Here is a 12,611-nt window from a genome sequence, read left to right as displayed (position 1 = left end):
AGCGTAAGGAGGGGGCTTGTCATCGCAGTGACAGATGGGGAAAGAATCCTGATGCGGTCATTCGGATTCTTGGCCGAGCACCGGCTGAGCGGGCCGCGCACGGGGTTTGCCGCCGCGTGCGCGGGCAGGGCCGGGCCGCTCACCGGAGGGGGCGGGCCGGCGTCATGCGGGACGCTAGGAGGGGACCGGAGACCGGCGTATGCAGGCGGGCCGGCCCCCCTCAGGGAGGGCGGCCGGCCCGGCGCGGAAAAGAGGGAACGGTGCGGCGCGAGTGCGCGGCGCTCAGTTGCCGCCTTCGCTGTAGGGGTCGCGCGGGGCGGAAGACGAACGGCTGCCGTCAGTGAACGGATCGCGCAGGTCGCTGATGGTGCGCATGCCGTCGGTGTAGGGGTCGTGCGTGCCGGTGGCGCTCCGCGCTGCGGCGGCGTAATGGGCGTCGATCGACGGACGGGCCGCCCCGATCGCGCCCGGGGCTGCCTGCGCGGCGCAGACGCCGGTGCCCAGTGCGGCCGCGAGGGCCGCCATCCAGGCCATTCGATGATGAGGTGTCATGGGTTTCTCCTGCGGGTGACGGGGCATGCCCCAGGGGGAGCGGCGCGGGCGGCGGCGCATGGACAAGGGAGCGCCGCGCGCACCGTGCCTGGCGGGAGTCGGGTGCTTCCGCCGGGGCGCTTCCGCCGGGGGGCTGGCACGGGCCTTCCGGCCGCGCAGGGTGAGCATAGGAATCGGCGCCGGGCCTGCCAATGATGCAAATGCATCAATCCCGCAGCCAGCGTGCGTCCAGTGCGCATCCAGTGCGCGTTCGTGTGGCGCATTCAGAAGGCGGCGGCCTTGAGGTGCAGTACGAGTTCCGCGTTGGAGCGGATGCCCAGACGCTCGTGCGCGCCGGCGATGTGGTTGCGCACCGTGGCCGGCGCGATCGACAGCTTGCGCGCGATCGTCTTGTAGCTGTCGCCGGCCGCCAGGCATTGCGCGATGGCGAGTTCGCGCGCGGTCAGGCGGTCGACCGGGAGCCGTGTCCTGGCCCGCAGGAAGAGCGGCTCGCCGCCGAGCACGCGGCGCACGGCGATGGCTTCGCCGAGGAAGGCCGGCCGGCCCTGCGCGACCAGCGCGGCGCGCAGGGCTTCGGGCAGGTGCAGTGCCTCGGCCTGCGGCCACTCCGCGCGCAGCAGGTCGAGGAAGGCCGCTTCGGCGTGCAGGATGTAGCCGCTGAGGGCGACGATGGCGCCGGGATAGCGCTGCTCGCCGAAGGAGGGCGGCAGCGCTGCCAGCGCCAGCGACCGGTTGATGGCGAGGGCTTCCATCAAGTGGGGAACCAGGTGGTGGCACAGGCGTGTGTCGGCCGCGCTGAAGTGCTGGTTGGGGGCATGGCGGTACAGCGACAGGCTCTGTACCGTGCCGTCCTGGCCGGGTAGCACCGTGATGAGGCCGTTCGCATGGCGGAAGCGTCGTTTGTAGTCGAGCAGCGCCTTCTGCGAGGCGGCGCCGAACTCGCTCTCGGCATGAAAGCGTGCCGGCATGCCCGGGCTTGCCAGCGCACGCAAGGCCGCGGTGTCCTGCAGCGAGATGCTTTCGTACAGCAGCGGGGCTTCGGGGTCGTCGTGGAACAGATGCGCGCAAAGGAAATGGATGCCGTCCGGTGCGATCCGGCCGATGCCCCACTTGCCGGCGTCGAAATGCAGCGCACCCTGCAGTGTCCGCAGCACCGTGTCCTGGAACGAAGCCGCGTCGCATTCGTGCGCGCACCGGTAGAACTCGAGGATGAGGCGCGGAATATCCATGACGGCCTCCCGTTCATGCCCCCCGGCGTGCCCGGCAACTCTTTGCCCATGGTAGGCAAGATCCGCGCGCGCGGCCAAGCGGAATCGCAAGCGCGCCGCATTCGCGCGGCGCGCGCGGCGCCCGCGCTCAGGGATGGGTTCTGGAAATGCCACCCGAGGCGCGCGGCGGTGCGGCCGATGGTGGCGATGCCAGCGTGGCGCGCATGGCATATCGATAGCCGAACTCCTTCATTCCCGTCGCCGCGGCGTGTCGCTAGGATGGGCAGCACATGCCCGCCGGCAGGTGCCGCGGGCCGCGGCCGGAGCCTGCCCGCGCGGGCGGCGTGGCCGCGACACCTTCGCACAGGACAGAGGAGCCTTCATGCAACGCCGTCACGTTTTCCACGCCGCCACGCTCGCGCTGGCACTATCGCTGTCGGTCGGGGCCTTGCCGCTGGCCCGCGCCGCCGACCAGGTGGTGCGCCTGGGCACCATGAGCGGTCCCGACGCCCAGATCTGGGAAGTGGTGCGCGAGGTGGCCAAGCGCAAGGGTGTCGACGTGAAGATCGTCGAGTTCAATGACTACGCGCAGCCCAATGCGGCGCTGGATGCCGGCGATCTCGACGCCAACGGTTTCCAGCACCGTCCCTTCCTCGACAGCCAGGCGCAGGCGCGCCACTACAAGATCGTCAGCGTCGGCCTGACCTATGTGGCGCCGATGGGCTTCTATTCGCGCAAGGTGAAATCGCTGGGCGAGCTGCCGCGCGGTGCGCGCGTCGGCATCCAGAACGACCCCTCCAACGGCAACCGCGCACTGCTGCTGTTGCAGAAGGAAGGGCTGATCAAGCTGCGCGCCGGCGCGGGCACGGGCGGCCGCAACGCGACGCCGCTCGACGTGGTCGACAATCCGAAGCGGCTCAAGCTGGTGGAACTGGACTCGGCCATCCTGCCGCGCGCGCTCGCCGACCTCGACGCGGCGTCCATCAACACGGACTATGCCGTCAAGGCCGGCCTGTCGCCCACGCGCGATGCCATCGCCACCGAGGACCTGCGCGGTCCTTATGCCAACCTGATCGCAGTGCGCGAGCAGGACCAGGACAAGCCCTGGGTCAAGCCGCTGGTGGAGGCCTACCAGTCGCAGGAGGTGCGCGACTTCCTGGCCCGGCAGTTCCACGGCGCGATCCTGCCGGCCTTCTGAGGGGGGGCAGGGCCTGCCCCTGTTGCATCCTGCGGCGCGACGCGGGCCGCCGCCGGGCGGCGCCGACGATCCTCCGCGGCGCTCACTCCGTCAGCGCTTCCTCGACGAAGTGCAGCCGGTCGTTGCCCCAGAACAGCTCCTCGCCCACGATGAAGCTCGGCACGCCGAACACGCCGCGCGCCACCGCGGCTTCGGTGGCCTGCTTGAGGGCGTCCTTGACGGCAGGATCGTCGATCATGGCCAGCGCCGCGCGCGGGTCGAGGCCGGCCTGCGCGAGCACTGCGCCGATCTCGGCCGGATCGTTCAGGTTGCGCCCGTCCACCCACATGGCCTGGAAGATGGCCTGCACATAGCGCTGGAAGAGCGCCTCGTCCTGGCGCTGATAGCCCATCGCGGCCCGCATCAGCATCAAGGTGTTGATGGGGAAGTGCGGATTGTGGCGGAACGGCGCGCCATACTTCCTGGCCCAGCGCGCCAGGTCGGTCTTCGACCAGCGGCCCTTGGCGGGGATCTCCGCCGGACTGTGGTTGCCGGTGGCCTTGAACACCCCGCCGAGCAGGATGGGCCGCCAGGCGATGTCGGCGCCGGCGCGCTGCGCCACGCGCGGCGCCTCCAGGTAGGCGAGGTAGGAATAGGGGCTGCCGAAGTCGAAGAAGAACTCCAAGGTGCGGCGCGCGGACTGTTGCATGGTCTTGTCTCCTGTGTCGATGCCATGTCCATGTCGTGGGCGGGTCCGGAAGGGACCTGGCCGGAACGGTCGCGGTATATTTGTATGACGACCGTTTAGTCACGAACGTTAGGGCCGGGCATGCTTCATGTCAAGAGGACAAGGCGCGTCGGCAGGGGGGGCGGCAGGATGCCGCAAGGCGGGCGGGGAAGGGGAGAATGCCGCGCGCCGGGACAAAGCCGTCCTTGACAAGTCACGCCTCGCTTTATATCGTAAGATATGTTTTACGATATATCGGAGTGAATCCATGCATTCCCATCCCTTTGGCAGAGGTCTCGGCCGGCACTTGCTCGGTCATCTCTCCGAGCAGTTCGGCGAGCGTTTTGCGCGCCACGCCATCGGCCGCCACTCGCGCGGCGGCGGCCGCGGCTTCTGGAGCGGCTTCGGCGATGCCGATGGCGGCGACGGTACCGATGGCTTCGATGAGGGCGGCTGGCGGCGCGGGCGCAAGTTCAGCGCCGACGACCTGCAATTGCTGCTGCTGTCGCTGCTGGAAGAGCAGCCCAGCCACGGCTATGAACTGATCAAGGCGCTCGAGACACGCACCAGCGGCTTCTACAAGCCCAGCCCGGGCGTGATCTATCCCGCGCTGACCTATCTGGAAGAGGTTGGCTACGCCACCGTGGATAGCGAGGGCAACAAGAAGCGCTACCACCTCGCCCAGCCGGGGCGCGACCATCTCGAAGCCAACCGCGAGCGCCTGGCGCTGATGCTCGGCAAACTGCGGCACGTGGCGCGCAAGATGGAGTGGATGCGCCGCGCCATGGCCGGCGAAGCGCAGGTCGAGCCGGAGGCCGGCGGCTGGCTGCCAGAGTACGTGGCCGCGCGCCAGGGCCTGAAGCGCGCGCTGGTGCTGCGCGGCGAGGCCTCACCCGACGAACAGCGGCGCATCGCCGCCATCCTGCAGCGCGCCACCGCAGAGATCGAGGCGCCGGGCAAGGCCTGAGGCCGATGCCGGCGCACCCCGCTTTCCCACGCCTTGCCCGGCAAGGCGGATCGACAAGGAACTTCATGACGACACGCGACCTGACCGTGCAGCGCGTGCGCCATCCGCTCAAGATGCGGCTGGTGCAGGCGCTGCGTACCCGCCTGGTTTCCCCTCAACTGCTGCGCGTCACCTTCGGCGGCGACGACCTGGCCGACTTCCATTCGGGCTCCTTCGACGACCACGTCAAGGTGTTCTTTCCCGCCCCGGGGCAGGACCAGCCGGCGCTGCCCGAAGTCGGGCCGAACGGCCCGGTGTTCCCGGAAGGGGCGGCGCGGCCCGCCGCGCGCGACTACACCCCGCGCCGCTTCGACAACGCCGCGTGCGAGCTCGACATCGAGTTCGTGCTGCACGGCGACGGCCCCGCTTCGACCTGGGCGGCGCAGGCGCGTGCGGGCCAGTTCCTGGGCATCGGCGGGCCGCGCGGCTCCTTCGTGATCCCGCGCGAGTTCGACTGGCACCTGCTGGTGGGCGACGAGACCGCGTTGCCGGCGATCGGCCGCCGGCTGGAAGAACTGCCCGCGGGCAGCCAGGCGCTGGTGGTGGTGGAAGTGGCCAGCCCGATCGCGCAGATCCCGCTGCAGAGCGCCGCGCAGCTTACCGTGCGCTGGCTGCATCGCAACGGCGAGGCCGCCGAAGGCAGCCTGCTGGCGCCGGCGCTGCACGACCTGCAACTGCCGCCGGGCGAAGGCTATGCCTGGGCCGCCGGCGAAGCGCAGGCGATGCGTGCGGTGCGCCAGCACCTGGTGGGCGAACGCGGCATCGACAAGAGCCGCATCCGCGCCTCGGCCTACTGGAAGCGCGGTGCCTCGGCGGTGCACGAGACGCTGGAGGATTGAGCTTCGCGGCGGCGGGGCTGGCTGGGAGGGTTGGGATGGTTGGGTTTACACCATCGGCTTCGTCTTTTGGCTCGCGGGCTGGACCACACCGACGGCTTCGTCATGCGTGGCGCCTTGCTGAACCACCCCTCTCCCCAACCCTCTCCGTGCGGGGAGAGGGAGCCAAGACAGTGTGCTTGGCGATTGGTGTTGGTGCATCTCGTCGGCTCCGCCCAGTGCGATGGGCTTCGCGCCGCGCTGGTTTGCTCCCCTCTCCCGCTTGCGGGAGAGGGGCCGGGGGAGAGGGCAGGCGCCGGCAGCCCCGCCGCGCCATCCATCGCCCCGGCACGCCTTCCCGGGCAGATCGCCCGCGCTACAACCCGCGCGGCAGCTGCGTGGCAAACGCCTTGCGCATCGCGCGCACGATCAGGTCCTGCCGTGCGCGCGGCATGCGGGCCATGGTCGAGGCCACGCTGATGGCCGCCACCGGTTCGTCTTCCGCATCGCGCACCACCATGCCCACCGCCAGCACATCGCGCGTGGCATGGTTGCCGATCACCGACCAGCCGCGCTCGCGCGTGGCACGCACCAGGATGCGCATGCGTTCCGGCGTCATGCCGCCGTAGCGTTCGAGCGTGGCCCCGTTGGCCGCGATGACGTTTTCCACTTCGCGGTCCGGCAGCGCCGACAGCAGCGCCAGCCCGGCCGCGCCGACGCCGAGCGGCTGGCGCGTGCCGACCTGGATCACCAGCACCTGCACCGGATAGCTGCCCACGTGCCGCGCGATGCAGTGCGACAGCGCGCCTTCGCGTATCACCGCGAAGGCGGCGTCGCCGCAGGCTTCGCTGACCAGGGCCAGCACCGGCTGCAGGCGCGAGACCACCGCCGGCGTGCCGCGCGCCTGCGCCACCGCCGCCAGGCGCGGTCCGCCCACATAGCGGAAGCGCCCCTTCTGCGCCACATAGCCGCATTCGACCAAGGTGGAGAGCAGGCGGTAGACGGTGGCCCGCTCCAGGCCGGCGGCACGGCACAGGTCGACCACGCGCAGGCCTTCGCGGCCGCCCGCGAGGATGGCATCGAGCAATTGCAGGCCGCGCCGCAGCGTGCGGCTGCCGCTGTCCTCGACTGCATCGACTGCATCGGCGCTGTCCTCGCCAGGTGTGGCGATGGCGTGGGCGATGGTCGGACCGGCGGCAAAAACGTCCGGCTGGCGGACATTCCGGTTGGCGGGGAGGGAAGGCATGGGGAAGAATCTGCTGGTCGTAGGAGCCGTCCGCCAGTATGCCGCAGCGCGGCGCGAACGGCTCCCGGCAGAACAGAAAGAGGAGACAAGATGACCATGCAGACCCAGGGTCGCCGGCATTGGCTGGCGCTCATGGCGGCGCTCGCCTTCGGCGCGGCGCTGTCCCCGGCGGCGGCGCGTGCCGACGCCGCCAACTGGCCCACGCGGCCGATCCGCCTCGTCGTCGGCTATGCCGCCGGCGGCGCCACCGATGTGCTGGCGCGCATCATCGCTCTCAAGATGGGCGAACAGCTCGGCCAGGCGGTGATCGTCGACAACCGCGCCGGCGCCAACAGCAACGTCGGTGCCGAGATGGTGGCCAAGGCGGCGCCTGACGGCTACACGCTGTACGACTACACCATCGCCAACACCATCAATGCCACGCTCTACAGCAAGCTCGGCTACGACCCGCAGAAGGACTTCGAGATGATCGGCCTGATCGCCAAGATCCCGAACATCCTGGTGGTCAATCCCAAGCTGCCGGTGCACTCCGTGGCCGACTACGTGCGCTTCGCCAAGGCCTCGCCCGACGGCGTCACCTTCGCCTCGTCCGGCAGCGGTTCGTCGATCCACCTGTCGGGCGAGATGTTCAAGATGCAGGCCCACCTCAATATGCTGCACGTGCCCTACCGCGGCAGCGCGCCGGCGGTGTCGGACCTGCTGGGCGGCCAGGTGCAGTCGATGTTCGACAACACGCCGTCCTCGCTGCCGCATGTCAAGGCCGGCCGCCTGCGCGCCATCGCCATCACCAGCGCGCAGCGCTCGCCGCTGCTGCCGGAGGTCCCAACCGTGGCCGAGTCGGGCTACCCGGGTTTCGACGTGCAGTCCTGGTTCAGCCTGGCCGCGCCCGCCGGCACGCCGCGTGCGGTGATCGACAAGCTCAATGCCGTGCTGAACAAGACCCTGGGTGCGCCGGACGTGCGCCAGCGGCTGCAGGACCTGGCCGCCACGCCGGAGCCGGGCACGCCGGAACAGGCGCGCGCCTTCGCCGCCGCCGAGATCAAGCGCTGGCGTGAGGTGGTCAAGCAGTCCGGCGCCAAGGCGGACTAGTCCACTGAATCATTGAAATGGGAGGGGAAAGACATGGCATGCGGGAATCAGCGCTAGGCGCAAAGCGCAGCCATAGCACGGCGATGGCGAGCATTTGCAACGACGCGATGAGCCCGCATGCCATGGCAGGCACCGACCGATTTCAGCGATTCAGTGGACTAGGACCGGCCCGCATTCGCCAGCCAATCCACAGGAGAGACAGCCCAATCATGTACCCCATCGACTTCTTCTGGCGCGCAGCCCAGCGCTGGCCCGAGCGCCCGGCCATCGACGCGCCCGAGGGCACCATCGCCTATCGCGAGCTGGCCGCGCGCGTGGCGGCGCTGGCCGCCGCGCTGCAGTCCCTGGACAGCGCACCGCAGAGCCGGGTGGGCATCTGCGCCGGCAACAGCGCCGAGCATATCGTTGCCTTGCTGGCCGTGCTGGCCTGCGGCAAGGTGTGGGTGCCGCTCAACCCCAAGAGCACGCATCCTGAGATCCGCCGCATCCTCGAGGTGACCGAACCCTCGATTCTGGTGCTCGACCCGGCCTGTGCCCCCTTGCTGGAGGGGGCGCCCGGCGCGCGCGTCCATTGCGGCACCGCGCCCGCGGACGGCCTGAGTGTCGCCGGGCTGTGCGCGGCGCACGCGGGGGCGCCGCGCCCGCTGTTCGACCTGCCGCCCGAGGCCACGCAGGCCATCAAGTTCACCGGCGGCACCACCGGGTTGCCGAAGGGCGTGATGCAGCCCTACCGGGCCTGGATGGCCAATATCGCCAACCAGATCCAGGCCTGGGGTTTCGACGCCGACGATCGTTATGTGGTGGCCGCGCCGGTCACCCACGGCACCTCCACCTACCTGCTGCCCATCCTGGCCCAGGGCGGCTGCCACGTGGTACTGGCCGGCGCCGGCGCCGAGGCCGTGCGCGAGGCCTTCCGCACGCGCGGCGGCACGGTCTGCTTCATGCCGCCCACGCTGATCTACATGCTGATGGCGCTGCCGGGCGCCTCGCGCGCCGATTTCCCCGCGCTGCGGCGCCTGATCTACGGCGGCGCGCCGATGCCGCCGGAGAAGATCCGCCAGGCGCGCGACTTCTTCGGCCCGGTGCTGGGCACTACCTACGGCCAGACCGAGGCGCCGCAGATCCTGACCGTGATGCGTCCCGAGGACTTCGAGCAGGAGCAGAACTGGGCGGCGGTGGGCCGCGCCACCTGGTTCAGCGACGTCGCCATCATGGCGCCGGACGGACGCCTGCTGCCGCCCGGCGAGGTGGGCGAGGTGGTGGCGCGCGGCGACCTGCTGATGGGCGGCTACTGGAAGCTGCCCGAGAAGACCGCGCAGACCCTGGTCGACGGCTGGCTGCACACCGGCGACCGCGGCCTGATCGACGAACGCGGCTACCTCTACCTGAAGGACCGTCTCAAGGACATGGTGATCACCGGCGGCTTCAACGTCTATCCGGTCGACGTGGAGAACGCGCTGGGCCAGCACCCGGCCGTGCACGAATGCGCGGTGTTCGGCGTGCCCGACGATAAATGGGGCGAGGCGGTGCAGGCGGCCGTGCAGCTCCGTCCCGGCATGCAGGCACAGGAAGCCGAGCTGATCGCCTTCGTGCGCGAGCGCCTGGGCCCGGTGCAGACACCCAAGCGTGTCCACTTCCATGCCAGCCTGCCGCTGTCGCCGGTGGGCAAGGTGCTGAAGACCGCCGTGCGCGAACAGGCCATCGCCGCCGATGCGGCGGGCCGCGGTCACCAGAACCCCATCCGGAACCAGAACCAGACCCAGAACCAGACCCAGAACTGAGGAGACCGCCATGACAACCAAGCCGGACCAGGGCCCCGTCACCCGCCTGTGCACGCACACGCTGACCAGCCTGCACTATCGCGATGCCAACCTGGTTGAAGACCTGATGGGCAAGAAGACCTTCACCGAGGTGATGCTGATGCAGATCCTGGGCCGCACGCCGCGCCCGGTCGACCTGCGCATCACCGACGTGGTGCTGATCGTGCTGATGGAACACGGCCTGACCCCCAGCGCCATCGCCACGCGGCTGATCTATATGAGCGCGCCCGAGAACCTGCAGGGCGCGGTATCGGCGGGGCTGCTCGCGGTGGGCAGCTCCTTCGTCGGCACCATGGAGAACTGCTCGCGCCTGCTCGACCGGATCGGCGCTGCCGCCGATCCGGATGCCGAGGCCCTGGCCATCGCCCGGCACTACAAGGAGATCAAGGGCGCCGTGCCCGGCTTCGGCCACCACCTGCACAAGCCGGTGGACCCGCGCGCCTACAAGCTGCTGGAGATGGGCCGCGCGGAGCCGGACCTGGCGGGCGACAAGATCCGCGCCCTCGAACGGCTGTCGCAGGCCGTGGACGCGGTGGCCGGCCGCCCGATCACCATCAACGCCACCGGCGCCGTGGCGGCGCTGCTGGGCGAGATCGGCGTGCCGACCGGCGTGATGCGCGGCTTCGCCGTGATCTCGCGCGCGGCCGGGCTGGTCGCGCATATCGTCGAGGAGCAGCAGAGCCCGTCCGGCCGCTTCATCTGGGATACGGTGGAGGAAGCCATTCCCTACGTGGGGGAAGGAGGCAACGGAGGAGGCAAGGCCGGCGGAGCCGGGCAATGAACGCGCCGGCGCTGCCGCTCGACCTGTCCGGCCGCACCGTGCTGGTGGCCGGCGGCGGCTCGGCGGGGCCGGGCTGGAGCATCGGCCGCGCTTCCTGCGTGACCTACGCCCGGCTCGGCGCGCAAGTGTGCGTGGTGGACCGCGATGCCGCCTCGGCCGACGAGACCACGGCGCTGATCCGTGCCGAGGGCGGCAGCGCGCTGACGCTGCAGGGCGACCTGGCGGAGGAGGGCGACATCGTGCGCGTCTTTGCTGCCGCGCGCGAGCACTACGGCCGCATCGACGTGCTGCACCACAATGCCGGCATCGGCAAGACCGGGGGGCCGATGGAGACCAGCGCGGCCGACCTCGAGCGGGTCCACGCCGTCAATGTGCGCAGCCTGCTGCTGTGCACGCAGCAGGTGCTGCCCGGCATGGTGGAGCAGGGGCGCGGCGCCATCGTCGCCATCGCCTCGGTGGCGGGCATGCGCTACGTGGGCTATCCGCACCTGGCCTACAGCGTGACCAAGGCCGCGGTGATGCAGTTCACGCGCATGGTGGCGCAGCAGTACGCGCCGCACGGCGTGCGCGCCAACACCGTGGTGCCGGGCCTGATCGACACGCCGCGCATCGCCGGCACGGTGGCGCACATGTTCTCGCAGGACAGCCTGGACGAGGCCCGCCAGGCACGCGCGCGCCAGGTGCCGATGGGGCGCATGGGCAGTGCCTGGGAGGTGGCCCACGCCTGTGCCTTCCTGGCCTCGGACGCGGCGGCCTACATCACCGGCACCGAGCTGGTGGTGGATGGCGGCCTGACCGGCAAGTACGCCTGAGGCGGCAGCCTTGCCGCGGCCGTCTTGTGCGCGCCCGGCGCGCGCACTAGACTGGTCGGGCCGGGACGCGCGCGGGCGCTCAGTCCGCCGCTCCGGCCTGCCATCTTGCCGCCCGGGGGAGCCGACATGGACGACCGCTATCTTCCGCATCTGCGCGACACGCTCGCCGCCATCCGCGCCGAAGGCTTCTACAAGGCCGAACGCGTCATCGGCAGCCCGCAGGCCGCCGCCATCCGGCTGGCGGCCGGCGGCGAGGTGCTGAACTTCTGCGCCAACAACTACCTGGGCCTGGCCGACGACCCGCGCCTGATCGAGGCGGCCCGTCGCGGCCTGTCGGAAGACGGCTTCGGCATGGCGTCGGTGCGCTTCATCTGCGGCACGCAGTCGGTCCACAAGACGCTGGAAGCCTCGCTGGCCGCCTTCCTGCGCTACGAGGACACCATCCTCTACTCCAGCTGCTTCGATGCCAATGGCGGCCTGTTCGAGACGCTGTTCGACGATCGCGACGCCATCATCAGCGACGAGCTCAACCACGCCAGCATCATCGACGGCATCCGCCTGAGCAAGGCGCGCCGCTACCGTTACAGCAACAACGACATGGCCGACCTGGAGGCCCGCCTGCAGGAGGCCGAGGCCGGCGCCGCGCGCTTCAAGGTGATCGCCACCGACGGGGTGTTCTCCATGGACGGCATCGTCGCCAACCTGAAGGGCATCTGCGACCTCGCCGACCGCTACCGCGCGCTGGTGATGGTGGACGATTCGCACGCGGTGGGCTTCGTCGGCGAGCACGGGCGCGGCACGCCCGAGCTGTGCGGCGTCGAGGGGCGCATCGACATCCTCACCGGCACGCTCGGCAAGGCGCTGGGCGGCGCTTCCGGCGGCTATGTGGCGGCCCGGCGCGAGGTGGTCGAACTGCTGCGCCAGCGCTCCCGGCCCTACTTGTTCTCCAACGCGCTGGCGCCCAGCATCGCCACCGCCACGCTGAAGGTGCTGGAGCTGCTCGGCAGCGAGGAGGGCGCCGCGCTGCGCGCGCGTGTGCGCGCCAACGGCGAGCTTTTCCGCCGCGAGATGAGCGCGCTGGGTTTCACGCTGGTGCCGGGCCGGCATCCCATCATCCCGGTCATGCTGGGCGACGCCGACCGGGCCACCGCCATGGCCGACGCCCTGCTGGCGGAGCACGTCTACGTGATCGGCTTCTCCTATCCGGTGGTGCCGCGCGGGCGTGCCCGCATCCGCACGCAGATGAGCGCGGCCCACACCCCGGCGCAGGTCGAGCAGGCGGTGGCAGCCTTTGCCAAGGTCGGGCGCAAGCTGGGCGCGATTCCCTGAGGGGTTCCCCGCCGTGCCCGGCCTGGTCTTGCACCTCATGTTGCGCCTT

The 12,611-nt window shown here is 70.4% G+C and carries 12 protein-coding genes; 8 read left to right on the top strand and 4 right to left on the bottom strand.

The annotated features are described in order from the left end of the window. Positions 1-282 precede the first annotated feature (282 nt). Positions 283-552, bottom strand: coding sequence for a hydroxyquinol 1,2-dioxygenase (locus tag BKK80_RS28470; RefSeq protein WP_157903362.1), 270 nt, complete (start codon positions 550-552; stop codon positions 283-285). Positions 553-815: 263 nt separating this feature from the next. Then, on the bottom strand, positions 816-1,781 hold the full coding sequence (locus BKK80_RS28465; RefSeq protein ID WP_071019615.1) for a helix-turn-helix transcriptional regulator: 966 nt from the start codon (positions 1,779-1,781) through the stop codon (positions 816-818). A 361-nt stretch (positions 1,782-2,142) separates the two neighbouring features. Here BKK80_RS28465 and BKK80_RS28460 point away from each other — a divergent pair, with 361 nt between their 5' ends. Further along, on the top strand, positions 2,143-2,958 hold the full coding sequence (locus tag BKK80_RS28460; protein ID WP_071072239.1) for a MetQ/NlpA family ABC transporter substrate-binding protein: 816 nt from the start codon (positions 2,143-2,145) through the stop codon (positions 2,956-2,958). 82 nt (positions 2,959-3,040) lie between these two features. Here the strand turns inward: BKK80_RS28460 and BKK80_RS28455 are convergent, their stop codons facing one another. After that, a complete protein-coding gene (locus BKK80_RS28455) occupies positions 3,041-3,646 on the bottom strand; it encodes a 2-hydroxychromene-2-carboxylate isomerase (protein WP_071019619.1) in 606 nt (201 codons plus the stop codon). A gap of 286 nt (positions 3,647-3,932) precedes the next feature. On the opposite strand from BKK80_RS28455, the gene BKK80_RS28450 reads away from it, so the two are divergent. Both BKK80_RS28450 and BKK80_RS28445 read left to right on the top strand, forming a co-directional pair. Further along, positions 3,933-4,631, top strand: a complete 699-nt coding sequence (locus BKK80_RS28450; RefSeq protein ID WP_071019621.1) for a PadR family transcriptional regulator — start codon at positions 3,933-3,935, stop codon at positions 4,629-4,631. Positions 4,632-4,696: 65 nt separating this feature from the next. Further along, on the top strand, positions 4,697-5,509 hold the full coding sequence (locus tag BKK80_RS28445) for a siderophore-interacting protein (protein WP_071019624.1): 813 nt from the start codon (positions 4,697-4,699) through the stop codon (positions 5,507-5,509). A gap of 352 nt (positions 5,510-5,861) precedes the next feature. On the opposite strand, the gene BKK80_RS28440 is transcribed toward BKK80_RS28445, so the two are convergent. Next, positions 5,862-6,731 carry an IclR family transcriptional regulator gene (locus BKK80_RS28440; protein WP_083384487.1) on the bottom strand — a complete coding sequence of 290 codons (870 nt, stop codon included), beginning with the start codon at positions 6,729-6,731 and terminating at the stop codon, positions 5,862-5,864. Positions 6,732-6,821: 90 nt separating this feature from the next. Between BKK80_RS28440 and BKK80_RS28435 the strand changes: the two genes are divergently transcribed. From BKK80_RS28435 to BKK80_RS28415, 5 genes are all read left to right on the top strand, one after another. Further along, positions 6,822-7,820: a tripartite tricarboxylate transporter substrate binding protein gene (locus tag BKK80_RS28435; RefSeq protein WP_071019627.1), complete on the top strand. Its 999-nt coding sequence runs from the start codon at positions 6,822-6,824 to the stop codon at positions 7,818-7,820. Positions 7,821-8,029: 209 nt separating this feature from the next. After that, positions 8,030-9,601 (top strand): class I adenylate-forming enzyme family protein, encoded by a 1,572-nt coding sequence (locus BKK80_RS28430; protein ID WP_084545795.1) that lies wholly within the window; start codon positions 8,030-8,032, stop codon positions 9,599-9,601. A 10-nt stretch (positions 9,602-9,611) separates the two neighbouring features. After that, positions 9,612-10,421, top strand: a complete 810-nt coding sequence (locus tag BKK80_RS28425; protein ID WP_071040073.1) for a citryl-CoA lyase — start codon at positions 9,612-9,614, stop codon at positions 10,419-10,421. Next, positions 10,418-11,233: an SDR family NAD(P)-dependent oxidoreductase gene (locus BKK80_RS28420; RefSeq protein ID WP_071072237.1), complete on the top strand. Its 816-nt coding sequence runs from the start codon at positions 10,418-10,420 to the stop codon at positions 11,231-11,233. Before BKK80_RS28425 ends, BKK80_RS28420 begins: the two co-directional genes overlap by 4 nt. A gap of 126 nt (positions 11,234-11,359) precedes the next feature. Then, positions 11,360-12,562, top strand: a complete 1,203-nt coding sequence (locus BKK80_RS28415; RefSeq protein WP_071019635.1) for a glycine C-acetyltransferase — start codon at positions 11,360-11,362, stop codon at positions 12,560-12,562. The last annotated feature ends 49 nt before the right edge of the window (positions 12,563-12,611 follow it).

The sequence above is a fragment of the Cupriavidus malaysiensis genome, assembly GCF_001854325.1.
In the GTDB taxonomy this organism is placed as follows: domain Bacteria; phylum Pseudomonadota; class Gammaproteobacteria; order Burkholderiales; family Burkholderiaceae; genus Cupriavidus; species Cupriavidus malaysiensis.
The sequence above is the reverse complement of the archived record's forward strand: the minus strand, read 5'-3'. Positions and strand labels throughout refer to the sequence as shown.

Excerpts from the sequence above, each read along its gene's own strand:
- BKK80_RS28450 (WP_071019621.1), top strand. The coding sequence starts at position 3,933 with ATGCATTCCCATCCCTTTGGCAGAGGTCTCGGCCGGCACTTGCTCGGT.
- BKK80_RS28435 (WP_071019627.1), top strand. The coding sequence starts at position 6,822 with ATGACCATGCAGACCCAGGGTCGCCGGCATTGGCTGGCGCTCATGGCG.
- BKK80_RS28465 (WP_071019615.1), bottom strand. The coding sequence starts at position 1,781 with ATGGATATTCCGCGCCTCATCCTCGAGTTCTACCGGTGCGCGCACGAA.
- BKK80_RS28415 (WP_071019635.1), top strand. The coding sequence starts at position 11,360 with ATGGACGACCGCTATCTTCCGCATCTGCGCGACACGCTCGCCGCCATC.
- BKK80_RS28470 (WP_157903362.1), bottom strand. The coding sequence starts at position 552 with ATGACACCTCATCATCGAATGGCCTGGATGGCGGCCCTCGCGGCCGCA.
- BKK80_RS28455 (WP_071019619.1), bottom strand. The coding sequence starts at position 3,646 with ATGCAACAGTCCGCGCGCCGCACCTTGGAGTTCTTCTTCGACTTCGGC.
- BKK80_RS28420 (WP_071072237.1), top strand. The coding sequence starts at position 10,418 with ATGAACGCGCCGGCGCTGCCGCTCGACCTGTCCGGCCGCACCGTGCTG.
- BKK80_RS28425 (WP_071040073.1), top strand. The coding sequence starts at position 9,612 with ATGACAACCAAGCCGGACCAGGGCCCCGTCACCCGCCTGTGCACGCAC.
- BKK80_RS28460 (WP_071072239.1), top strand. The coding sequence starts at position 2,143 with ATGCAACGCCGTCACGTTTTCCACGCCGCCACGCTCGCGCTGGCACTA.
- BKK80_RS28445 (WP_071019624.1), top strand. The coding sequence starts at position 4,697 with ATGACGACACGCGACCTGACCGTGCAGCGCGTGCGCCATCCGCTCAAG.
- BKK80_RS28440 (WP_083384487.1), bottom strand. The coding sequence starts at position 6,731 with ATGCCTTCCCTCCCCGCCAACCGGAATGTCCGCCAGCCGGACGTTTTT.
- BKK80_RS28430 (WP_084545795.1), top strand. The coding sequence starts at position 8,030 with ATGTACCCCATCGACTTCTTCTGGCGCGCAGCCCAGCGCTGGCCCGAG.